Origin of the sequence: Microbispora sp. CSR-4, from assembly GCF_008033685.1 — a bacterium.
Taxonomy (GTDB): domain Bacteria; phylum Actinomycetota; class Actinomycetes; order Streptosporangiales; family Streptosporangiaceae; genus Microbispora.
In genome coordinates this window covers 95,647-115,367 of record NZ_VJVX01000023.1, presented here as the reverse complement: position 1 = coordinate 115,367, position 19,721 = coordinate 95,647, and the positions used below count along the sequence as shown (strand labels likewise).

The following is a 19,721-nucleotide window of genomic DNA, read 5'->3' as shown; positions in this document are numbered from 1 at the left end:
GCGCGGCCCGTGGAACGGCCTGGACGACGTCGAGATCGCCACCATGGAATGGGTCGACTGGTACAACAACCGGCGCCTCCACAGCGCCTGCAACGACCTCCCACCAGCCGAATTCGAGACCCACTACCGAACACAAACCGCCACGGCTATCCTCACCCCAGCCAGCTAACCCGGCCTCCACGAAACTCGGCGCGGTTCATTCCTTCGACCATCCTGATCGAGGCTGGTTGGACGATCAACAGGCATATGGGATCGGCCGTACATGCAAAGTTCCTTGATCTCGTCACGGAGGAGTTCGAGCTGGTCGAACTGCTCGCCGCTGACGTACGGCGTATGGCCGAACTTGTCCGGCTTTACAGAGACGCTCGTCTCGACCCTGCGGATGTGTCCGTGGTGGCGATCGCCGAGCGTCTGGGGATCACCCAGATCGCGACGATCGACCGGCGCGACTTCGGTCTGATCCGGCCGCAGCATGTGGCGGCGTTCAAGCTGCTGCCGGAGGTGCTCGCTTAGATTCCGGAGGGGCGACGGGAGTTGGACCTGCGCAAGACGATCGCGTGTCCGACCTGCGCGGGTCAGCCCGGGTCGCGGATAGGCGGCCCTGGGTCTGTGTCGGTGGGGAACTCCTCGCGTCTTGGAGGGCGTACTTTGTGGACGTATCGCTCCATGTAGGCACGGAACTGCCGGAAGTTGAGGCGGGCCTGGGTGAGGCTGAGTCCATAGTTGGGGCTGCCGCGCCGGATGTCGTCGGCATCGTGGTCGTCCTGCCCCTCGTCCTCCCAGAAGCAGAGGGGGCAGATCTGGTACCAGCCGCGCGAGTCGAGAGTCAGATATCCGCAGCAGGGACAGGCGTGAGGGCAGCTTCCTTCCGGAGCGTGCATTGAGCGGTTGGTGGTGATTTCGACGTACTCCTTGAACACCTCGATCCCCCCGCTGGACTTCTTCGGGCGTCGGTTCACGTTGTCCACGAGCGGAGATGGCGCCTCCTGAGATTCTGATGCGAGCTGCAACCCTGGATGGGAGGCCACGTGGTCAAGATTGTTCCGGATATTTTCCGGGAGTGGCCGCCTGGGGCTGCATCTGGGGCGTCCGGCTGCACATAGCCCATGGCCCTGAGCTTGCCGGCCGGCCGGTCGTGAGTCACCGTGATTGCCCTCTCGTCACCCTGTCCAGTTGTACGGAATCAGCCGGCGACCTGGGGTTTCTAGCGCGATGCGCATACCTTTCCGTCCTGATCACCTCCGGCTCGTAGCTGGGTTTCTAGATGGGACGAATCCTTCCGGGGTTGGTAGCCGCTGCGACGTCAGAGCCGCTCGCGTTCCCAGGACGGCCCCGCAATGCTCGGCGGCGTAGTCACCCAGCCCTTGACGGAATGCCAAGTGGCTGGCCACTCCCGAGGAGGACGCGCCAGGATCTCGCAGACCTCGCGCGCCAGTTCGGCCGGGCTGCGGCCCTGCCAGGGAGCGGCGACGAAGACCTGGTAGCCATCCTCGACGCCAAGCCAGACCTCGAACAGATCAGGATCTCGGGGACGGCTCTCTTGGCGCTGAGGCCGTAAGTCAGCAGTCGGGCATGGTCGATGCTCGTCAGGACCAGCCGCCCCGCGGTGCGCATCGGGGTCTCCCACGAATGATCCGCGGCGACCCGCGCGACCTCCAGCTCGTACTGAGTGGCCGCGAAGCAGGCGCTGCGGTCCATGGGCACCTCTCTCGACCATTCCCAGCGCACTAGGTCCCCATCACGGGTGATGGTGACGTCCGTGCCCCCGCAGTCGTAGACGCCGCGTGCGCCGCAACGAGCGATCGCGACAGTGCGCGGCTGGGAATCGGCCAGCAGTCGATTAGCTGGGAGCAGGACGTTGTACGGATCCATCCCCAGCCCCGCCCCGGCGGAGGTCATCTCCGCTCCGTTGACGTAGACCTGCAGCTGGAATGCTTCGCTGCCTGGCCTGCAGGACGAGGGGGCGATCGCCAAACGGAGAAGGTCGACGCCCGATTCTCCGTCGTTCCCGTTCATGTCACCGATGATCCACGATCACGACGGCCCGACCGTCCGCTTTCCAACATCATCCCGCGTATATCCCGTGACTGGCGACAAGCGGCGGCTCTCGACGGCGTACGGCTGCGCACGCGATCACGGCACGATCAAGTAGAAGCCCAGGTCAGGGGCCAAAGAGGCTGAGGAGAGGAGCGCGCCCTGAGGGATTCGAACCCCCGACCGTCGGATTAGAAGTCCGATGCTCTATCCAGCTGAGCTAAGGGCGCTCGTGCCTAATTCTGCATGATCCGGGGACCGGGTACACACCCGGTTTCCCGGACATGGGCCGGCGCATGCCTCGTGTGGGCCTGTGAGCCCGGTCACCGGGGCCGCTCGGCCTGCGTCGATGCCGCTCAGGCACGTGCTCGGGCCTCCTGCAGGGAAGGTCGATCCAGCACTGCTCACGCGCAGGAGGGTCACGATGCCGCCCGGCTTCTCGCCAGGTGGACATTCGTCCGCGTGGCGAGACGTTTTCCTGTTCTTCGTGCTTTCCGGCGGAAATGTGATCGCCTGCGGGGCTAAACTCCAGCGCCATGTCCGTACGCGAGATCCCGCTCCTCGGAGACGTCTCCGAAGGGGTCGTACGGGTGGGGGCGACGGTACGGCGGCCGATGCGTGCCACGTCGCCGTCGGTCCACGCGCTGCTGCGGCACCTGGAGGACGCCGGGTTCGACCGGGCGCCGCGGGTTCTCGGCACAGACGAGCGGGGCAGGGCCATCCTCACGTACGTCGAGGGCGTGGTGCCCACGCATCCCCTGCCGGCGTACGCGGTGAGCGACGAGGCGCTGACCGCCCTTGCCCGGCTGCTGCGGCGCTTCCACGACGCGGCGGCCTCGTTCGTCCCGCCTCCCGGCGCCGTCTGGGAGAACGGCTCGGCGCCGGAGGGCCCCGCCGAGCTCGTGGGCCACTGCGACGTCACTCCGGCCAATGTCGTCTTCCGGAAGACAGGGCGGGATCTCCTGCCGTACGCGCTGATCGACTTCGACATGGCCAGGCCGACGACGCGGCTGTTCGATGTGGTCACCACGTTGCGGCACTGGGCCCCGCTGGCCGATCCCCTTGACCGCGACCCTGCGCAGCGCTCACTGGACGCGGCGGCCCGCGTGCGGGCGTTCTGCGACGCGTACGGCCTGCCGCTGCGTGACCGGCTCCGGCTGGTGGAGACGGCCAGGACGCGGTTCGGCCGCTCCTACGCGCTGATGCGCGACCGGGCCAGGACGCTCGGCGGCGGCTGGGCGCGCATGTGGGACGACGGCGCGGGCGGACGGATCAGGCGCGCCGCAGTCTGGCTCGACGCCAACGAGGACGCGATCCACAGTCGCCTCATCGGCTACGAGCCCATCTCATGACAAAGGGGCACGTACGGCAGAATGCCTGCGTGACCCGGATCCTGGACGGTGCCACGGCGGCGGGGCTGCTCGCCGGGGCCGTGATCGACGCGGCGGTGGGAGATCCCAGACGCGGCCATCCCGTCGCGGTGTTCGGCAGCCGGGCCGCCGCCCTCGAAAAGCGCATATATCGCGATTCGCGGTTAGCGGGCGTGGCCTACACCACCATCTGCGTCGGCGCGGCGACGGCGGCGGGGCTGCTCGCCGAGCGGGTGACCCGGTCGAGCCCGATCGCCCGCGCCGCGGTCACCGCCGCCGCCACATGGGCGGTGCTCGGCGGCACGACGCTGGGCAGGGAGGGCATGCTGATGGCCCGTTCGCTGGAGGAGGGCGATCTGGCCGCCGCCCGCGCCCGCCTGCCGCACCTGTGCGGACGCGACCCGTCCGGGCTGGACGCCGCGGAGCTGGCGCGGGGCACGGTCGAGTCCATCGCGGAGAACACCTCGGACGCCGTCGTGGCCCCGCTCGTGTGGGGCGCGATCTTCGGCGTGCCCGGCCTGCTCGGCTATCGCGCGGTGAACACGCTCGACGCGATGGTGGGCCACCGGTCGCCGCGCTACGCGAGGTTCGGCTGGGCCTCGGCCCGGCTGGACGACGTGGCCAACTATGTGCCGGCCCGGCTGACGGCCCTGCTCACGGCGGGCCTGGCCGGTCTGGCGGGCGGCTCTCCCCGCCGCGCGGCCGCCGTGTGGATCAGGGACGGGCACCGCCACCCCAGCCCCAACTCCGGACGCTGCGAGGCGGCCTTCGCCGGCGCCCTCGGCGTACGGCTCGGCGGGGCCAACGACTACGGCGGCAGGGTCGAGCACCGCCCGGAGCTGGGCGACGGCCCTCGCCCGGCCGTCGCCGACATCCCCAGGTCCGTACGGCTCGCGCGTGCGGTGTCGTACGCCTCGGTGGGCCTGGCCGTCGCCACACGCCTGGCGGTCGCCGCACGCCTGGCCCGTGGTCCAGCACTCCTGCTCCAAGGACGGGCACGCCTGGCCCGTGGTCCAGCACTCCTGCTCCAAGGACGGGCACGCTGGACGGATCGGCGATGAGCGCGCTCATCCTGTTGCTGGTGGTCGCGGTCGTCTTCAGTTTCGCGGTCGCCGTGATCCTGGTCGTCGTCCTGGCCGCGCGCGCGTCACGGCGGCCCGCGCCACCACCACGCGACCGGAGTGATCCGTCCCAGGATCGGTAGGTTCGGCAGCATGGGCCAAGAAAACGCAGAGAACCGGGTCCTGCTGGTCTTCGACGGTGACTGCGCCTTCTGCCAGGCGTGTGTGGACGCCGGGCACCGGTTCCTGCCGTACATGCCCTTGGTGCGGGCGTGGCAGGGCCTCGACCTCCAGGCGGCGGGCCTGTCGCGCGACGAGGCCGAGACGTCCGTGCGGCTCCTCGGGCCGGGCGGGCTGCGCGCCCACGGCGCGCGTGCCGTGGCGCTGCTCCTCGCCCTGCAGCCGCACGCGGCCTGGCGCGCGGCCGGCCGGGTGCTGCTGACGCCGCCGGTGAGCTGGCTGGCGGAGGCGGGCTACCGGCTGGTGTCGCGCTACCGCCACCTGCTGCCCGGCTCCGCCGACTGCGGCACGCCGTGATGTGTCTTGATCCGCGCTTTGCCGAAGGTGCGAACGAACACGATCGGCAAGTGTCCGGAAGCGGGCATACCCCGCGCCTGACGGGAGCGCCACCATTGCGGCATGACAGCAGTGGTGGAGACCGAAGGGCTGACGAAGTTCTACGGTGCGAGACGAGGTCTCGAAGACCTCACCCTCGAAATCCGGCCGGGCGAGGTCTTCGGCTATCTGGGCCCCAACGGCGCGGGCAAGACGACGACGATCCGGCTGCTTCTCGACGTGATCCGGCCGACGTCCGGCCGGGCGACCGTCTTCGGCGCGGACACGCGTGATCCGCGCGTACGCGCCCGGATCGGCTACCTCCCGGGCGAGCTGGCCCTGGAGGGCAGGGAGCGGGCCCGCGACTACCTGCAGTTCCTCGCCGACGTGCGCGGCGGGGTGAGCCGCGGCAGGATCGACGACCTGGCCGAGCGGCTCGACGCCGACCTGTCCGCCAGGATGGGGGAGCTGTCGAAGGGCAACAAGCAGAAGGTCGGGCTCATCCAGGCGTTCATGCACGAGCCCGACCTGCTCATCCTGGACGAGCCGACGGGCGGGCTCGACCCGCTGGTGCAGCAGGAGTTCCTGGCCATGGTCAGGGAGGCGCGCACGGCCGGTCGCACGATCCTCATGTCGTCGCACGTGCTCGCCGAGGTGGAGCACGTGGCCGACCGGGTGGGCATCGTGCGGGCGGGCCGCCTCGTCGCGGTGGAGGACATCGCCGCGCTGCGCGAGCGGGCCGTACGTCACGTGGAGCTCCACTTCGACGCGCCGGTCCCGGCAGAGTCGTTCCAGGGCCTCCCGGGCGTACGCGACGTGGTCGTGCAGGGGGCGAGCCTGCGCTGCACGATCGACGGCAGGCCCGACGCGCTGATCAAGGCGGCGGCCCGCTACACCGTGGTCCACATGGTCAGCGCGGAGCCGGACCTGGAGGAGATCTTCCTGACCTACTACAGCGAGGAGGAGGGCCGTCATGCCCACGCTGGTGCGTAAGAGCCTGGGGGAGTATCGCCGTGCCCTCATCGGGTGGACGGTCGGGCTGTGCGCGTTCCTCACGATGTACATCTCGATCTACGCGGGCTTCATGGACGACCCCGAGACGTTCAGCGCGCAGGCCGTCGCCAAATATCCGGGCGCGTTCCGAGACCTGATGGGCGGCATGTCCGACATCGCGACCGGGCGCGGCTATCTGCAGGCGGTCGCCTATCAGCTCCTCGGCCCACTGCTGTTCACCATGTGCGCCGCGATCCTCGGCAACCGGGCCATCGCCGGCCCCGAGGAGAACAAGACGCTGGAGCTCACGCTGACGCTGCCGATCGACCGCAGGCGGCTGCTCCTGGAGCGCTGGGCCGCGCTGGCGCTCGGCCTGCTCATCGTGGCGGTCGTGACGCTGGCCGTCGCCACCGTGGCCGCGTCCGCCGCCGACATGAACGTGCCGTTCGGCAAGATCCTCGCCGCCCACACCGGGCTGTTCCTGCTCGTGCTGTTCTTCGGGACGCTGACGCTGTGCGTGGGCGCGGCGTCCGGGCGCAGGCAGGTCGCGCTCGCCGTGACCGGCGTGTGGGGCGTCGCCGGATACATCGTGGAGACGATGGGCCGGAACGTCGACGCGATCTCCTGGCTGCGCTGGATCTCGCCCAGCCACTATTACCTCGACGGCAGGCCGCTCTATGAGGGCTGGCCGTACGGTGACTACCTTGTGCTGCTGGGTGCGACGGCCGTGCTCCTCATGACGGCGCTGCTCGCCTTCGAACGGCGTGACGTAGGAGTCTGATGGACAGCGTTCTCGCTCGCGTGAGCGAGGCGACCGGAGTGCCCGCCGACTTACTCGGCGGGTTCCTGTCGGTTCTGGCCGCGTCGGCCGCCACCGGCAGGCTGCCCGCCCGCGCCGACATGGACGCCCTGCGCGAGTGCGGCGCCCTCGCCGCCGAACGCGGCATCCCGCTGCGGGTGCTCGCCGACGCCTGCCTGCACGCCGCCGAGATCACCGCCGGCGGGGCCTTCGGCGCCGTACGCCGCGGGATGGCCGCCTACATCGAGGGATACGAGGAGGCCCAGCGCGCCGCGCTCCGGCAGGAGGAGGAGGCCCGCCGCCTGTTCGTCGACGATCTGCTGCAGGGCAGAGCGGACGCCGAACGGGCCGAGCACTTCGGCCTGCGGCTCGCCGGGGCGTACGTCGTGACCGTGGCCAGGCCCGGCACCCCGATGGCGGCGGGCGACCCGCTGGCCGGGAGGATCGAGCAGGCGCTGGTGGCGAGGTTCGGCTCGCACAACATCCTGGTCGCCGTCCGCGACGGCCTGCTGGTGTGCGTGGCCCCGGGCGCGCTGACCGCCGCGAGCGGCGAGTTCACCCACCACGTACGCTCCGCGCTCACGGACTGGCGGGGGGGGGTGGGCCGCCCCCACAAGGGTCCCGGCGGGATCGTCACGTCCTATCGGGAAGCGGTCAACGCGATCGACCTCGGCGGGCGGCTCGGCCTGCGGGCCCAGGTGCTCAAGGCCGCAGACCTGCTGGTCTTCCCGGTGCTGCTGCGGGACAGGGACGCGATCGTGGACCTCGTCTCGACGGTGCTCGGGCCGCTGACCTCCGCCCGCGGCGGCCCCGAGCCGCTGCTGGAGACGCTGGAGGCGATCTTCGCCTCGCAGGGCAACCACACGGCGGCGGCGCGCAGGCTCGGCGTCAGCACCCGGGCGATCACCTACCGGCTGGAGCGGATCAGGAGGCTGACCGGCTTCTCGCCGAGCGATCCCACCCAGCGGTTCACGCTGGAGACGGCCGTGCTCGGGGCCCGCCTCCTGGAGTGGCCGGCCCACCCGCTCACCTGATCCGTACGGGGACCCCGCCACTTTCACCGTACAGGCGGCAGGGGGGCTTCCGGCAAGACCCCGGTCACGGCGGACAATCGGGGGCCGTGAGCCGGGCAGGCCCGCGACCCGCCACGCTGCGAGCCGGGCAGTTCACCGACCCGCCACACCGCGACCCGCCACACCGCGACCCGCCACACCGCGACCCGCCACCCCGCGACCCGCCACACAGTGAGCCACACCATGACCAGGGGGTACATATGCGCGTGCTGCTGTCCACGATCGGGACGCGGGGCGACGTCCAGCCGATGGCGGCGCTGGCCGTGGCGCTGCGGGAGCTCGGGCTGGGGGCGGGCGCCGGTGGACGAGGCGGCCGGCAACCGCGCGCTGTGGGCCGAGGACGCGCGGCGCTGGAACGAGACGGTCGGCGCCGCGCTCAACGCCCACCGGGCCGCGGCCGGCCTGGCCCCCGTGGCGGACACCCGAGGGCACATGTTCACCGACCGGCCCTGGCCGGCCGCCGATCCCGCGCTGGGGCCCTGGCCCGGGCCCGACGCGTCGTGCAGACGGGTGCCTGGATCCTGCCGGACCCGCGTCCGCTGCCGCCGGACCTGGAGAAGTTCCTCGACGACGGCGAGCCGCCCGTCTGCGTCGGATTCGGCAGCGTCCGCGCTCCCCGGGACGTCGCGCGGGCGACGATCGGCGCGGCCCGCGCGCTCGGCCGCCGGGTGATCGTGCTGCGCGGCTGGGCCGGGCTGTCCCCGGCGGACGACGGCCCCGACTGCCTGATGATCGACGAGGCCGATCAGCGGGCACTGTTTCCCCGGGTCGCCGCCGTCGTCCACCACGGCGGCGCGGGCACCACGACCGCCGCGGCGCTGGCCGGGACGCCCCAGGTCGTCGTGCCGCAGCTCTACGACCAGCACTACTGGGCGCGGCGGGCCGCCGATCTCGGGATCTGGATCGCCCACCCGCCCGCCGCGCCGACCGCCGGGTCGCTGGCCGAGGCCCTCGGCCAGGCTCTCCACCCCGGCGTGGCGGCCCGCGCCGCGTCCCTCGCGGGCGAGATGCGCACCGACGGCGCCGTGGTGGCCGCGCAGCGCCTGATCGACCACATGGCCGCCTGAGGACGGCTCACCGGCAGGTCAGGGGATGAGCAGCAGCTTGCCGGTCGTCCGCCTGCCTTCCAGGTCGTCGTGGGCGCGCCGGGCCTCGGCGAGCGGGTAACGCTGCGAGATGTGCACCTTCACGGCGCCGGAGGCGACCCAGCCGAGCACGTCGTTCGCCCGCGACAGCAGCTCCTCGCGGGTGGCCGTGTAATGCGCCAGCGTGGGCCGGGTGAGGAACAGCGAGCCGCCCGCGTTGAGCCGCTGCGGGTCGAACGGCGGGACGGGACCGCTGGCCGCGCCGTACAGCGCCATCATGCCGCGCGGCCGCAGCGACGCGAGCGACCCGTCGAACGTGGCGGCGCCGACCCCGTCATAGACGACGTGCACCCCGGCGCCGTCGGTGATCTCCTTGACGGCCTCGGAGAAGCCCTCGTAGTCGACGACCTCGTCGGCCCCCGCCTGCCGGGCCAGCTTCTCCTTCTCGGCGCTGGAGACCGTGCCGATCACGCGGGCGCCGCGGAGCTTGGCCATCTGGACGAGCAGCAGGCCCATGCCCCCGGCCGCCGCGTGCACGAGCACGTCGTCGCCCGACCTGATCGCGTACGTGGAGTGGGTCAGGTAGTGGGCGGTCAGCCCCTGGAGCAGCACCGCCGCCGCCAGATCGGGCGACAGCCCGTCGGGCAGCCGGACCACCTTCTCCGCCGGGATGATCGCCTTGCTCGCGTACGCGCCGACCGCGGCGGCGGAGCCGACCCGGTCGCCGGGCACGATGTCGGTCACGCCGGGCCCGACGGCCGTGACGGTCCCGGCCGTCTCCGAGCCCGGGATCAGCGGAAGCGGCAGCGGATAGCGGCCCTCGCGGTGATAGACGTCGATGAAGTTGACGCCCGTCGCCGCGACGTCGACCAGCACCTCCCCGGGACCGGGAACGGGGTCGGGCCGTTCGGCGTACTCCAGCACGGAGGAATCACCGTAAGCGGGGACGACGATGGCATGCATGCGCGACTCCTGGTGTTCTTGGGCTCGGTTCCTCTCGTCCCCAACCGGCCGCGCCGCATCCGTTGTTCCCGGCGGAGAAGGGTTGTTCAGAAGCCCGTGAGGGTGATCTTGCCGATCGCGGTGCCCGATTCGACGATCCGGTGGGCCTCACGCAGGTTGGCGGCGTTGACCGGGCCGAGGTCGCGGGTGGCGGTGGTGGTGAGGACACCGGAGTCCACGAGCCGGGCGACCCGGTCGAGGATGCGGTGCTGGTTCACCTGATGCGGCGTCTTGAACAGCGAGTGGGTGAACATGAGCTCCCAGTGGAACGCGATGCTCTTCGGCTTGAGCACACCGATCTCGAGGGAGTCGTGGTCGTCGATCGCGACGATCGCGCCGAAGGGCACGAGCGCCTCGGCGTAGGCCGTGAGGTTGCGGTCGGTGCCGATCGTGCTGAAGACGTAGTCCACGCCGCCGGGCGCGACCTCGGCCAGCTGCTTCGCCAGCGGTGCCCGGTGGTCCACGATGTGGTGGGCGCCCATCCGGCGGGCGAACTCCACGGTCTCGGGCCGGGAGGCCGTGCCGATCACGGTGAGCCCGGTCAGGGCGCGGGCGAGCTGGACGGCGATGGAACCGACGCCGCCCGCGGCCGCGGTGATCAGCAGCGTTCCGGTCTGGTCGAGCGCGTCGCCGCGCAGGCCCAGCCGCTCGAACAGGCCCTCCCACGCCGTGAGCGAGGTCAGCGGCAGCGCGGCGGCCTCGGTGAAGGACAACGTGGCGGGCTTGCGGCCGACGATGCGCTCGTCCACCGCGTGGAAGCGGGAGTTCGCGCCGGGCCGGTCGAGCGCGCCGGCGTAGTAGACCTCGTCGCCGACCTCGAACAGCTCCACCTCGTCGCCCACGGCGACCACGGTGCCCGCGGCGTCCCAGCCGAGCACCCTGGGCTCGCCGCCCGGGTCGCTGTTGCGCCTGACCTTGTAGTCCACCGGGTTCACGGCGACGGCCTCCACCCGCACCAGCAGGTCGCGCGGCCCGGGTCGCGGCACCGGCAGCTCCACGTCGAGGAGGCTTTCCGGGTCGTCGATGGGCAGGCTGCGCCGGTAGGCGACGGCGGGCATGGTCCCGTTCAGGTTCTCGGTCATGTCTGTCCCTTGCGCGTTCGTCACGGGTCACGCGCCGAAGCCGGTCGTACGGCTCGGCGGCACGACCTGCACGGTAGCCACCGGTGCGTGGTTACCCGCAAGGGACACGAGTATCCATCGGGAACCATCCAGGTAAGGGGGATACTCGGGGCCGGTTACGCGGGGCCGGCTGCTCCGGGCCGGTTACGCGGGGCCGGCTACGCGGGGCCGGTTACTCCCGGCCGGCTGCTCCGGGCCGGTTACGCGGGGTCGGTTACCCAGGGTCGGTTACGCGGGGCCGGTTACGCGGGGCCGGGGAAGCGGTCGATGTTGCGCTCCACCCACGTCCGCAGGTGGGCGAGCGGGACGTTGGCGTCGCGGCCGAGCGGCGTGAGGCTGTATTCCACGCGCAGCGGCACCTCGGGATACACGTCGCGGTGGACGAGGCCGTGGTCCTCCAGGCGGCGCAGGGTCTGGGTGAGCACCTTGGGGCTGACGCCCTGGAGCCGGGCACGCAGCGCGCCGAAACGCTGCGGCCCGTCCTCCAGCGCGCCCAGGGCCAGCGCGCTCCACTTGTTGGCCAGCAGGTCGAGCATGTTGCGGCACGGGCAGGCCGCCGAGTAGACGTCCTTGGGATCGTCGCAGGTGTTCATGACGTGCATGTTGCGACGATACCCAAAGGGAACTTAGGTCCGCGAAGTTACCAGGCTCACGGCGTTCACTGGCGGGAGACCAGCCGTCGCAGCAGCGGCAGGTCGATGCTCTCCAGTGTCGGCACCGCCGTCACCCCGTCCGCCCCGCTCAGGCCGCTCGTCGTACCGGGCGGGCCGACCACGATGACGGCGCAGCCGGCGGACCGGGCCGAGGCGACGCCGGTCGGGCTGTCCTCGACCGCCACGCACGCGGCCGGGTCGAAGCCGAGCCGCGCGGCGGCGGCCAGGTAGGGATCGGGCGCGGGCTTGTTCCTGGGGCTGTCCCCTGCGGCCACCGACAGCCGGAAGTGGTGACCGCCGACGGTTTCGAGCACCAGGTCCACGACCGGCCGGGGAGACGCGCTGACCAGCCCCGCCGGGATCCCCGCCGCGCGCAGGGTCTCCAGCAGCGCGACCGCGCCGGGAAGCGTGGTCACGCCGTTCTTCAGCCGGCCGGTGAACGCGTCCGTCAGCATGGTCTCCACGGCCGCCGCCCCCGGACCTCCGGTGATGTGCACGGCGGCGTCCTCGACCGACAGGCCGAACAACGCCTCACGGTCGGCCTCCCCGAGAGGGGAGTCCAGGCCGTCCGCCACCTCCACGCAGGCGTCCCACCACAGGTCCTCGGTGTCCACCAGCGTGCCGTCCATGTCGAACAGGACCGCCGCAGGGCACGCCCTAGACGACATCGGGTTCGGGGACCGCCGCCGCGGCTCCTCCGGTCTCCGAACGGGCCGACACGAGCACGGGCCGCTCGACCAGCCCGATCCGTACGGCGGTGCCGGGCGCGAAGCGCGCCGAGTCGTGGCCGGGGACATCGGCCAGCACCTCGGTGCCGTCGCCCAGGCGGATCCGCAGGCGGGCGGTGGAGCCGCGGAACGACGACACCATGACGATCCCGTCGCCCTCGGCGTCCGGAGTGACCAGCACGGCCTCGGGCCGCACCAGCACGTCCGCCTGCGCCGCGTCCGGAGCCTGGCCCTCCACGGGCAGCGTCTGCCCGAGCACGGTGACCCGGTCGCCCGACACCAGGCCGGGCAGGTGGTTCATCGCGCCGACGAACTCGGCGACGAACGCGGTCGCCGGCCGGTCGTACAGGGTGGCGGGGTCGGCGACCTGCTCCAGGCGGCCGTCGCGCAGCACGGCGACCCGGTCGGCCATCGACAGCGCCTCCTCCTGGTCGTGCGTCACGAAGATCGTCGTGATGCCGAGGGAGAGCTGCAGGCGGCGGATCTCCTCGCGCAGCGTGACGCGCACCTTGGCGTCGAGCGCCGACAGCGGCTCGTCCAGCAGCAGCACCCTGGGCTCCAGGGCGAGCGCGCGGGCCAGCGCCACGCGCTGCTGCTGACCGCCGGACAACTGGTGGGGATAGCGGTCGCCGACGGACGGCAGGCCGACCAGTTCGAGCAGCTCCTGCGCGCGGGCGTGCCGCTTGGCGGCGGGCACCTTGCGCACCCGCATGCCGAAGCTCACGTTGTCGCGGGCGTTGAGGTTGGGGAAAAGGCTGTAGGACTGGAAGACCATGCCGGCGTCGCGCCGGTTGGCCGGCACGCGCGTGATGTCGGCGCCGTCCACCAGCACCTCGCCCTCGTCGGGCTGCTCGAAGCCGGCGAGGCAGCGCAGCGCGGTGGTCTTGCCGCACCCCGACGGGCCGAGCAGCGCGATCAGCTCGCCGGGCTCCACCGTGAGATCGAGCCCGTCCAGCGCGACCGTGCTGCCGAACCGCCGCCGCAGGCCGCGGAACTCGACCCGGGCGCCGTTCATGATCCACTCCTTTGCCTCGCACCGGCGGACGACAGGGCGAGCAGCAGCAGCCAGGTGATCAGCAGGCTGAACACCGAGACGGCCACCGACACCTGCGCCTGAGAGCCGGAGATCCGGTAGATCCAGTTGGGGAAGGTCTCGAAGCTGAGCAGCCGGGCGATTGTGAACTCGCCGAGCACCAGCGCCAGCGTGAGGAACGACGCGCTCGCCATCGCCGACCGCATGTTGGGGATGATCACCCGCAGCAGCACGTGGGGCCACGACGCCCCGAGGTTCCTGGCCGCCTCCGACAGCGTGCGCACGTCGATCGCGCCCAGGCCCGCGTCGAGCGAGCGGTAGGCGAACGGCAGCGCCAGCACGACGTAGGCGAGCACCAGCACCACCGGGAAGTCGGGGTTCTGCACCGCGATGATCGTCTGATAGAGGGGCGTGGTCGCCAGATAGTCGGGCCCCCACCGCAGCACGGTGCTGATCCCGGCCACGAACGTGATCGGGGGCACCACCAGCGGCAGCGTGCAGACCACTTCGAGCACCGGGCGCAGCCGCGGCGCGCCGAGCCGTACGGCCACCGCGGCGGGCAGCGTCAGCAGCAGCACGAGCACGATCGTGGCGACCCCGAGCCCGAGCGACAGCAGGAGGCTGCCGCCGAAGCCCTCGGCCGAGAAGATCTGGCCGTACGCGTCGAGCGAGAAGCCCTGGTCGGGCTCCTTCACCGTGAAGACGAACGACGCGATCAGCGGGACGAGGAAATAGACGGCGGCGAGCACGAGGACCACCCCGCGCCACACCCGCGGACGCCGCGGCCGGCCGCCGCGCGCGGGCGCCGTTCCGGCGGCGGCCTGCGTGGTCACCTGAGGGGTCACCTGCGGAGTCAGCGAAGCCATCGGGCGCTCCTTCGCTGCAGCGGGAGATAGACGGCCATGACCAGGCCCGCGACCACGATCATGTCGAGGCTGAGGGCCAGCGCGACGTTCTCGTGGCCGATCAGCACGTTGCCGGTGAGCGCGTCGGCGATCTTCAGCGTGACCAGCGGGACGGTGGACCCGACCATGGCCTGCGCCGTGGCGTAGGCCGAGAACGCGCCGCCGAACAGCAGCACGACCCCGCCGAGCAGCGAGGGGGTCAGCACCGGAATCCCGACGTACCGCCAGAACTGCCAGGTGCTCGCGCCGTTGTTCTGCGCGGCCTCACGCCACTGCGGGCGCAGCCCGTCGAGCGCGGGCACGACCGTGAGGACCTGCAGGGGGATGGAGAAGTACAGGTAGACCAGGGCGAGACCCCAGAAGTTGTACAGGCTCCATCCGTGCTCGCCGAGGCCGAGCGTGGTAGTGACGACGCCCGAGTTGCCGAGCGTGGCGATCCAGGCGAAGGCCAGCGGCACGCCGCCGAAGTTGGCCAGCACGCCGGAGGCGGTCAGCACCGCCTCGCGCAGCGCGCGGAACCTGGAGGTCACCACGGCCTGGGCGAGGAAGGTGCCGAGCACCCCGCCCAGCACCGCCACCAGCGCCGAGAGCTTGACGCTGCCGAACAGGGCGGTCAGATACGCGCCCTGGAGCGACTCGGTGAGGTTGGCGGTGCTGAACGTGCCCTCCTTGGTGAACGTGCCACCAAGGAGGACCAGCATCGGCACGCCGAAGACGATGACGACGAAGACCAGCAGCGGCGCGGCCGCCCACCGGCTCTTCGATCTCGTACGGCTGTCGCGCACGATCTCAGCCCGAGACCGCCGCGCCCCACCCGCTCGCCAGGACTTCCTTGGCCTTGTTGACCTGGTCCGGAGTGGGGAAGGAGGGGGTGCCCTCGACCTTGGGGAGCTGGTCGACCATGGCGGCGTCCGCGCTGCCGTCCTGCTGCATGGAGGGCAGCAGCACCGGGCGGGCGTAGCCCTTCAGCCACAGGTTCTGGCCCTCGGTGCTGTAGAGGAACTCCTGCCAGAGGCGGGCGGCGGCGGGGGGCGGCGCCCCCTTGTTGATCGCCTGGGCGCAGAAGTTGGCGTACTGGCCGTCGCTGGGGATGGCGATCTGCCAGTCGACGCCCTTGGAGGAGAACTCCTTGGCGTAGCTGGCCTGCAGGTAGTCCCAGTCGAGGGTGATCGGGGTCTCGCCCTTCTCCACCGTGGCGGGGGTGGCCTCGACCGGGTTGAAGTTGCCGTTCTCCTTGAGCTTCTTGAAGAAGTCGATGCCCGGCTGGATGTCGTCGAACGAGCCCTGGTTGGCGAGCGAGGCGGCGTAGACGCCGGCGAAGGCGGCGCCGGCCTTGGTCGGGTCGCCGTTCAGCGCGACCATGCCCTTGTATTCGGGCTTGAGCAGGTCGGCGAAGGTCTGGGGGCAGGTCTTGACCCGCTTGGCGTCGCAGCCGATGGAGATGTAGCCGCCGTAGTCGTAGTACCAGGCGCCGCTCGCGTCCTTCTGGCCGTCGGGGATCTTGTCCCAGCTCTGCACCTTGTAGGGGGCGAACAGGCCCTCCTGGGCGCCGCTGAGCGCGAAGGCGCTGCCGAGGTCGAGCACGTCGGGGGCGCGGTCCTGGCCCTTCAGGGTCTTGACCGCGTTGATCTCGTCCTGGCTGGAGCCGTCGGGGTTGTCATTGGTGATCTTGATGCCGTACTTGGCCTCGAACGCCTTGATGACCTCGCCGTAGTTGGCCCAGTCAGGCGGCAGCGCGATGGTGTTGAGCCGGCCTTCCTTCTTGGCGGCCTCCACCAGCTTGTCCATCCCGCCGAAGTCCTGGACGGAGGTCGCGGAGGCGGCCTTGGAATCACCCGACCCCGAGCCGCCGCCGGCGGTCGTGGGGGCGGCGCCGCATGCCGCGATCACTGAGGTGGTTATCGTGAGCGCGGCAACAAGGCCGACGGTACGTGTGGACAACGGTCCCTCCCACTGTGGTGCGTGGATCGAACTTAGGCGAACTTGTACAAACAAGCCAGACCTAGTAAGTCGCATATCGATGTCAGTCGCGTGAACGGAAGGGCTCATCACGATGGCGCGCTATGAACAGATCGCAGGTGACCTGCGGGACGCCATCGTCAGAGGGGACTACGCGATAGGTGCCCAGCTTCCCTCCGAGGCTGAGCTGGCCATACGTTACTCGGCGGCGCGCGGCACCGTCCGCCAGGCCGTCGCCCTGCTGGCCGCCGAGGGGCTGGTGGGGTCGCGGCAGGGCGCGCGGCGCATCGTGCTCGGCAGCGAGCGCAGCCAGAGCTTCGCCGAGCTGCACAGTTTCGCCCAGTGGGCCCGGTCGATGGGCTACCGCGCCAGCGGCAGCGTGCTGTCCGCCCGCCGCCGTCCGTGCTCGCCCTCCGAGGCCGTACGGCTGTCGCTGGAGCCGGGGGAGGAGGTGCTCGACGTGCTGCGGCTGCGGCGGCTCGACGGCGAGCCGGTGCTGGTCGAGCGCACCGTCTACGCCGGCTGGATCGCTCCCGCCGTCGAGCGGCTCGACCCCGAGTGCGAGTCGGTGACCCAGGAGCTCTACGAGTCGGTCGGCCTCGTCTTCGCGTACGGCGAGCACCTGATCGACGCGGTGGCGGCCGGCAGCGAGGACGCCCGGCTGCTCGAGGTGCGGCGGGGCAGCCCCCTGCTGCGCCAGCGCCGCGTCACCACCACCCAGGAGGGCAGGCCGGTCGAGTGCTCCGACGACCGCTACCGCGCCGGCAGCGTGACCTTCAGCATTCGCAACTCGACCGCCGCCAACCCCCTCGTCCGCCGCGCCGGCGACTGATCCCGGCCGTCCTCGGAGCAGGCGCCGGTCGCCGCCGTGCGGCGTCGAGTTCAGGGCCTCCTCTGCTCAACGGGTGGCGCCGGCCACCCGGAAACGGACGTGCTGCCCGGGACGGGCCTGCGCCGCCCGGTCGACGTGGTGATCGCGGACCACCGCGATGACCGGATAGCCGCCGGTCACGGGGTGATCCGCGAGGAAGAGCGTCGGCTGTCCCGACGGCGGCACCTGCAGCGCGCCGGGCACCATGCCCTCGCTCGGCAGCTCGCCGTCGCGCGCGCGTTCGAGGCGCGGCCCGCGCAGCCGCATGCCCACCCGGTCGCTGTGCGGGGTCACCTCGTACGGCTCGGCGCACAGGGCCGCCAGCGCTCCGGGGGTGAACCAGTCGTGGCGTGGCCCCGGGATCACGTCGAGCACGAGGATGCCCGCCTCCGGCTCGGGCACCGGGGCGAAGTCGGTCACGGGGAACGCCGCGGGCGCCGGCCCGACGGGGAGCACCGATCCGGGCGCCGGGCGTTCCGGGCCGAGCCCGGAGAGCAGGTCGGTGGACCGCGACCCCAGCACCTCGGGCACGTCTATCCCGCCGCGGACCGCCAGGTAGGTCCGCAGCCCCCGGGGCGGCACGCCGAGCCGCAGCGTGGCCCCGTCGGGCAGGCGCTCGACCGACGCGTGCCCGGCGCCGCGCGTGCGTCCGTCGGGCAGGGTGACGGTGGCGGGGCACGGGGCGCCGGTGAGCGTCACGAGCAGGTCGCCGACGGCGCGGACCTTCAGCCCGCCCAGGGTGATCTCCAGGCAGGCGGCGTTCTCGGGATTGGCCAGCAGGCGGTTGGCCAGCCGCAGCGCGCCCCGGTCGGCCGCGCCGGAGCGCCCGACGCCGAGATGGCTGTGCCGGCGCCGCCCGAGGTCCTGCACCGTGGTGAGGGGACCGGGGGCCAGCACCACCAGCGCCCGCCGAGGCCCGCTCCCCGCCTGCTCGCTCATGCCCCTCCGCTCATCGCCGCCCCGCTCACGGCCGTACCGCTCACCGCCGACCCGCCCGCCGTTTTCCCGCTCGCCTCCGGCGTGCTCATGACGCCTCGCTCACGGCTACGCCTCCGCGAACCGCACCCGGACCCCCGGGCGCAGCAGGGCGGGCGGGTCGGCGGCGATGTCCCACACCACGGTCTCGGTGCGCCCGATGAGCTGCCAGCCGCCCGGCGACTCGCGCGGGTAGACCCCGCTGAACTCCCCGGCGAGCGCCACGGCGCCGGTCGGCACGCGTACGCGCGACTCCGGCCGCCGGGGCACGGCCAGCCGGGGATCGCCGCCGATCAGATAGCCGAAGCCGGGGGCGAAACCGCAGAAGGCGACCGTCCACGCCGTCCCGGTGTGCGCCGCCACGACCTCGCGTTCGGTGAGCCCGGTCAGCCGGGCCACGTCCGCGAGGTCGTCGCCGTCGTACACCACCGGGATCACCACCTCCTCGGTCGTCGCCAGGCGGCCCGCGGCCGGCCGTACGGACAGAACGGCGGACTCCACCTCGGAGTGACGTGCCGGCGGCTCGAACCGGACGAGCAGCGTACGCGCCGCGGGGACGAGGTCGACTATCCCCCGAGGAGGGTCGGCCGCGAGGGCATCGTAGAGGGCGACGACCTCCTCAAGGCGGTCGAGCTCGACCAGGACCGCGTGCTCGCCACAGCGGTGCAGCCGTGCGTTCACGCCCGCTCCTCCGCGAACGACGCCTTCGTGTCCATGAGCGGCTGCTCTTCCAACGGCTGCCCCGCGAACGGCACCAGGCCGATGCCGTTCGCCTTGAGCGCGTCACGGACCTCGATCGCCATGGCGACGGCGCCGGGGCTGTCGCCGTGCACGCAGATCGAGTCGGCCGTGATGGTGAGCGGCGTCCCGTCGACGGCCTCGATCGGCTCGCCCCTGGCCATGCGTACGCTGCGCGCGGCGACCTGGGCGGGGTCGTGCAGGACGGCGCCGGGCACGCCGCGCGGCACCAGCCTGCCCTCGCGGGTGTAGGCGCGGTCGGCGAAGCATTCGGCGACCGTGGTGAGGCCTGCCCTGGACGCCTGGCGCAGCCACGCCGAGCCGGGCAGGCCGAGCACCGGCAGGCCGGGGTCGTAGGCCCGCACGGCCGCGACGACCGCGGCGGCCTGCGCCTCGTGGTGCACGATCGCGTTGTAGAGCGCGCCGTGCGGCTTGACGTACCTGACCCTGGTGCCCGCCACCCGCGCGAAGGCGTCCAGCGCGCCGATCTGGTAGATGACGTCGTCGGCGAGCTCGACGGGCGGCACGTCGATGAAGCGCCGCCCGAAGCCCGCCAGGTCGCGATAGCCGACCTGGGCACCGATCACCACGCCGCGCGCGGCCGCGGTCTCGCAGGTGCGCCGCATGATGACCGGGTCTCCCGCGTGGAACCCGCAGGCGACGTTGGCGCTCGTGACGATCGACAACAGCGCGTCGTCGTCGCCGAGGGTCCACCGGCCGAAGCCCTCGCCCAGGTCGGAGTTGAGGTCGATGCGCATGGTCGGGT

The 19,721-nt window shown here is 71.9% G+C and carries 24 protein-coding genes and 1 tRNA gene; 11 read left to right on the top strand and 14 right to left on the bottom strand.

Annotation, left to right across the window (positions count from 1 at the left end; genetic code table 11):
• Positions 1-19: 19 nt before the first annotated feature.
• Positions 20-169: an integrase core domain-containing protein gene (locus FLV34_RS43405; protein ID WP_369074152.1), complete on the top strand. Its 150-nt coding sequence runs from the start codon at positions 20-22 to the stop codon at positions 167-169.
• Positions 112-513, top strand: a complete 402-nt coding sequence (locus FLV34_RS42545) for a PIN domain-containing protein (protein ID WP_369074157.1) — start codon at positions 112-114, stop codon at positions 511-513. Before FLV34_RS43405 ends, FLV34_RS42545 begins: the two co-directional genes overlap by 58 nt.
• Before the next feature lie 62 nt (positions 514-575).
• On the opposite strand, the gene FLV34_RS18750 is transcribed toward FLV34_RS42545, so the two are convergent.
• Both FLV34_RS18750 and FLV34_RS18745 read right to left on the bottom strand, forming a co-directional pair.
• Complete coding sequence (locus FLV34_RS18750; RefSeq protein WP_205830730.1) at positions 576-968, bottom strand: CPCC family cysteine-rich protein; 393 nt, start codon at positions 966-968, stop codon at positions 576-578.
• A 1,222-nt stretch (positions 969-2,190) separates the two neighbouring features.
• Positions 2,191-2,264, bottom strand: a tRNA-Arg gene (locus FLV34_RS18745).
• A 306-nt stretch (positions 2,265-2,570) separates the two neighbouring features.
• Between FLV34_RS18745 and FLV34_RS18740 the strand changes: the two genes are divergently transcribed.
• The 7 genes from FLV34_RS18740 to FLV34_RS18715 all read left to right on the top strand — a co-directional run bounded on the left by FLV34_RS18740 (position 2,571) and on the right by FLV34_RS18715 (position 7,846).
• A complete protein-coding gene (locus tag FLV34_RS18740; RefSeq protein ID WP_142650087.1) occupies positions 2,571-3,386 on the top strand; it encodes an aminoglycoside phosphotransferase family protein in 816 nt (271 codons plus the stop codon).
• A 38-nt stretch (positions 3,387-3,424) separates the two neighbouring features.
• Positions 3,425-4,465 (top strand): cobalamin biosynthesis protein, encoded by a 1,041-nt coding sequence (locus FLV34_RS18735; protein WP_261985828.1) that lies wholly within the window; start codon positions 3,425-3,427, stop codon positions 4,463-4,465.
• A complete protein-coding gene (locus FLV34_RS40535; RefSeq protein ID WP_187280663.1) occupies positions 4,462-4,608 on the top strand; it encodes a hypothetical protein in 147 nt (48 codons plus the stop codon). Before FLV34_RS18735 ends, FLV34_RS40535 begins: the two co-directional genes overlap by 4 nt.
• 10 nt (positions 4,609-4,618) lie before the next feature.
• Positions 4,619-5,002, top strand: a complete 384-nt coding sequence (locus FLV34_RS18730; RefSeq protein ID WP_147943685.1) for a thiol-disulfide oxidoreductase DCC family protein — start codon at positions 4,619-4,621, stop codon at positions 5,000-5,002.
• Between the two features lie 102 nt (positions 5,003-5,104).
• A complete protein-coding gene (locus FLV34_RS18725; protein WP_142650089.1) occupies positions 5,105-6,013 on the top strand; it encodes an ABC transporter ATP-binding protein in 909 nt (302 codons plus the stop codon).
• Entirely contained in the window at positions 5,994-6,794 is an 801-nt protein-coding gene (locus FLV34_RS18720) for an ABC transporter permease subunit (protein ID WP_147943684.1), read from the top strand. Before FLV34_RS18725 ends, FLV34_RS18720 begins: the two co-directional genes overlap by 20 nt.
• Entirely contained in the window at positions 6,794-7,846 is a 1,053-nt protein-coding gene (locus tag FLV34_RS18715; RefSeq protein WP_147943683.1) for a CdaR family transcriptional regulator, read from the top strand. The genes FLV34_RS18720 and FLV34_RS18715 overlap by 1 nt, the downstream gene beginning before the upstream one ends.
• A gap of 23 nt (positions 7,847-7,869) precedes the next feature.
• Here the strand turns inward: FLV34_RS18715 and FLV34_RS40530 are convergent, their stop codons facing one another.
• Positions 7,870-8,307: a hypothetical protein gene (locus FLV34_RS40530; protein ID WP_187280662.1), complete on the bottom strand. Its 438-nt coding sequence runs from the start codon at positions 8,305-8,307 to the stop codon at positions 7,870-7,872.
• A 78-nt stretch (positions 8,308-8,385) separates the two neighbouring features.
• Here FLV34_RS40530 and FLV34_RS18705 point away from each other — a divergent pair, with 78 nt between their 5' ends.
• The gene (locus tag FLV34_RS18705; RefSeq protein ID WP_147943682.1) at positions 8,386-8,952 is read left to right on the top strand and encodes a glycosyltransferase; all 567 of its coding nucleotides are present in this window, start codon (positions 8,386-8,388) and stop codon (positions 8,950-8,952) included.
• A gap of 18 nt (positions 8,953-8,970) precedes the next feature.
• Here the strand turns inward: FLV34_RS18705 and FLV34_RS18700 are convergent, their stop codons facing one another.
• The 8 genes from FLV34_RS18700 to FLV34_RS18665 all read right to left on the bottom strand — a co-directional run bounded on the left by FLV34_RS18700 (position 8,971) and on the right by FLV34_RS18665 (position 16,353).
• Positions 8,971-9,933, bottom strand: coding sequence for a quinone oxidoreductase (locus FLV34_RS18700; protein WP_147943681.1), 963 nt, complete (start codon positions 9,931-9,933; stop codon positions 8,971-8,973).
• Positions 9,934-10,019: 86 nt separating this feature from the next.
• Positions 10,020-11,054, bottom strand: coding sequence for a zinc-binding alcohol dehydrogenase family protein (locus FLV34_RS18695; RefSeq protein ID WP_142650093.1), 1,035 nt, complete (start codon positions 11,052-11,054; stop codon positions 10,020-10,022).
• A 281-nt stretch (positions 11,055-11,335) separates the two neighbouring features.
• Positions 11,336-11,695: a helix-turn-helix domain-containing protein gene (locus FLV34_RS18690; protein WP_142650094.1), complete on the bottom strand. Its 360-nt coding sequence runs from the start codon at positions 11,693-11,695 to the stop codon at positions 11,336-11,338.
• A gap of 56 nt (positions 11,696-11,751) precedes the next feature.
• Positions 11,752-12,414, bottom strand: coding sequence for an HAD family phosphatase (locus tag FLV34_RS18685; RefSeq protein WP_142650095.1), 663 nt, complete (start codon positions 12,412-12,414; stop codon positions 11,752-11,754).
• The gene (locus FLV34_RS18680) at positions 12,404-13,489 is read right to left on the bottom strand and encodes an ABC transporter ATP-binding protein (protein WP_142650096.1); all 1,086 of its coding nucleotides are present in this window, start codon (positions 13,487-13,489) and stop codon (positions 12,404-12,406) included. The genes FLV34_RS18685 and FLV34_RS18680 overlap by 11 nt, the downstream gene beginning before the upstream one ends.
• Positions 13,486-14,373, bottom strand: coding sequence for an ABC transporter permease (locus FLV34_RS18675; protein ID WP_142650097.1), 888 nt, complete (start codon positions 14,371-14,373; stop codon positions 13,486-13,488). Before FLV34_RS18675 ends, FLV34_RS18680 begins: the two co-directional genes overlap by 4 nt.
• Entirely contained in the window at positions 14,361-15,197 is an 837-nt protein-coding gene (locus FLV34_RS18670) for an ABC transporter permease subunit (protein WP_260617405.1), read from the bottom strand. Before FLV34_RS18670 ends, FLV34_RS18675 begins: the two co-directional genes overlap by 13 nt.
• A gap of 4 nt (positions 15,198-15,201) precedes the next feature.
• Positions 15,202-16,353, bottom strand: coding sequence for an ABC transporter substrate-binding protein (locus FLV34_RS18665; RefSeq protein ID WP_261985826.1), 1,152 nt, complete (start codon positions 16,351-16,353; stop codon positions 15,202-15,204).
• Between the two features lie 112 nt (positions 16,354-16,465).
• On the opposite strand from FLV34_RS18665, the gene FLV34_RS18660 reads away from it, so the two are divergent.
• Complete coding sequence (locus FLV34_RS18660) at positions 16,466-17,203, top strand: GntR family transcriptional regulator (RefSeq protein WP_142650099.1); 738 nt, start codon at positions 16,466-16,468, stop codon at positions 17,201-17,203.
• Between the two features lie 66 nt (positions 17,204-17,269).
• Here the strand turns inward: FLV34_RS18660 and FLV34_RS18655 are convergent, their stop codons facing one another.
• The 3 genes from FLV34_RS18655 to FLV34_RS18645 all read right to left on the bottom strand — a co-directional run bounded on the left by FLV34_RS18655 (position 17,270) and on the right by FLV34_RS18645 (position 19,713).
• A complete protein-coding gene (locus FLV34_RS18655; protein ID WP_147943680.1) occupies positions 17,270-18,181 on the bottom strand; it encodes a biotin-dependent carboxyltransferase family protein in 912 nt (303 codons plus the stop codon).
• 105 nt (positions 18,182-18,286) lie between these two features.
• Positions 18,287-18,898, bottom strand: coding sequence for an allophanate hydrolase subunit 1 (locus FLV34_RS18650; protein ID WP_142650101.1), 612 nt, complete (start codon positions 18,896-18,898; stop codon positions 18,287-18,289).
• Positions 18,895-19,713 carry a LamB/YcsF family protein gene (locus FLV34_RS18645; RefSeq protein WP_147943688.1) on the bottom strand — a complete coding sequence of 273 codons (819 nt, stop codon included), beginning with the start codon at positions 19,711-19,713 and terminating at the stop codon, positions 18,895-18,897. The genes FLV34_RS18650 and FLV34_RS18645 overlap by 4 nt, the downstream gene beginning before the upstream one ends.
• Between the last annotated feature and the right edge of the window lie 8 nt (positions 19,714-19,721).

Excerpts from the sequence above, each read along its gene's own strand:
- FLV34_RS18680 (WP_142650096.1), bottom strand. The coding sequence starts at position 13,489 with ATGAACGGCGCCCGGGTCGAGTTCCGCGGCCTGCGGCGGCGGTTCGGC.
- FLV34_RS18725 (WP_142650089.1), top strand. The coding sequence starts at position 5,105 with ATGACAGCAGTGGTGGAGACCGAAGGGCTGACGAAGTTCTACGGTGCG.
- FLV34_RS18645 (WP_147943688.1), bottom strand. The coding sequence starts at position 19,713 with ATGCGCATCGACCTCAACTCCGACCTGGGCGAGGGCTTCGGCCGGTGG.
- FLV34_RS18720 (WP_147943684.1), top strand. The coding sequence starts at position 5,994 with ATGCCCACGCTGGTGCGTAAGAGCCTGGGGGAGTATCGCCGTGCCCTC.
- FLV34_RS18695 (WP_142650093.1), bottom strand. The coding sequence starts at position 11,054 with ATGACCGAGAACCTGAACGGGACCATGCCCGCCGTCGCCTACCGGCGC.
- FLV34_RS18660 (WP_142650099.1), top strand. The coding sequence starts at position 16,466 with ATGGCGCGCTATGAACAGATCGCAGGTGACCTGCGGGACGCCATCGTC.
- FLV34_RS40535 (WP_187280663.1), top strand. The coding sequence starts at position 4,462 with ATGAGCGCGCTCATCCTGTTGCTGGTGGTCGCGGTCGTCTTCAGTTTC.
- FLV34_RS18700 (WP_147943681.1), bottom strand. The coding sequence starts at position 9,933 with ATGCATGCCATCGTCGTCCCCGCTTACGGTGATTCCTCCGTGCTGGAG.
- FLV34_RS18730 (WP_147943685.1), top strand. The coding sequence starts at position 4,619 with ATGGGCCAAGAAAACGCAGAGAACCGGGTCCTGCTGGTCTTCGACGGT.
- FLV34_RS18690 (WP_142650094.1), bottom strand. The coding sequence starts at position 11,695 with ATGCACGTCATGAACACCTGCGACGATCCCAAGGACGTCTACTCGGCG.
- FLV34_RS18685 (WP_142650095.1), bottom strand. The coding sequence starts at position 12,414 with ATGTCGTCTAGGGCGTGCCCTGCGGCGGTCCTGTTCGACATGGACGGC.
- FLV34_RS18655 (WP_147943680.1), bottom strand. The coding sequence starts at position 18,181 with ATGAGCGAGCAGGCGGGGAGCGGGCCTCGGCGGGCGCTGGTGGTGCTG.
- FLV34_RS18715 (WP_147943683.1), top strand. The coding sequence starts at position 6,794 with ATGGACAGCGTTCTCGCTCGCGTGAGCGAGGCGACCGGAGTGCCCGCC.
- FLV34_RS18740 (WP_142650087.1), top strand. The coding sequence starts at position 2,571 with ATGTCCGTACGCGAGATCCCGCTCCTCGGAGACGTCTCCGAAGGGGTC.
- FLV34_RS18675 (WP_142650097.1), bottom strand. The coding sequence starts at position 14,373 with ATGGCTTCGCTGACTCCGCAGGTGACCCCTCAGGTGACCACGCAGGCC.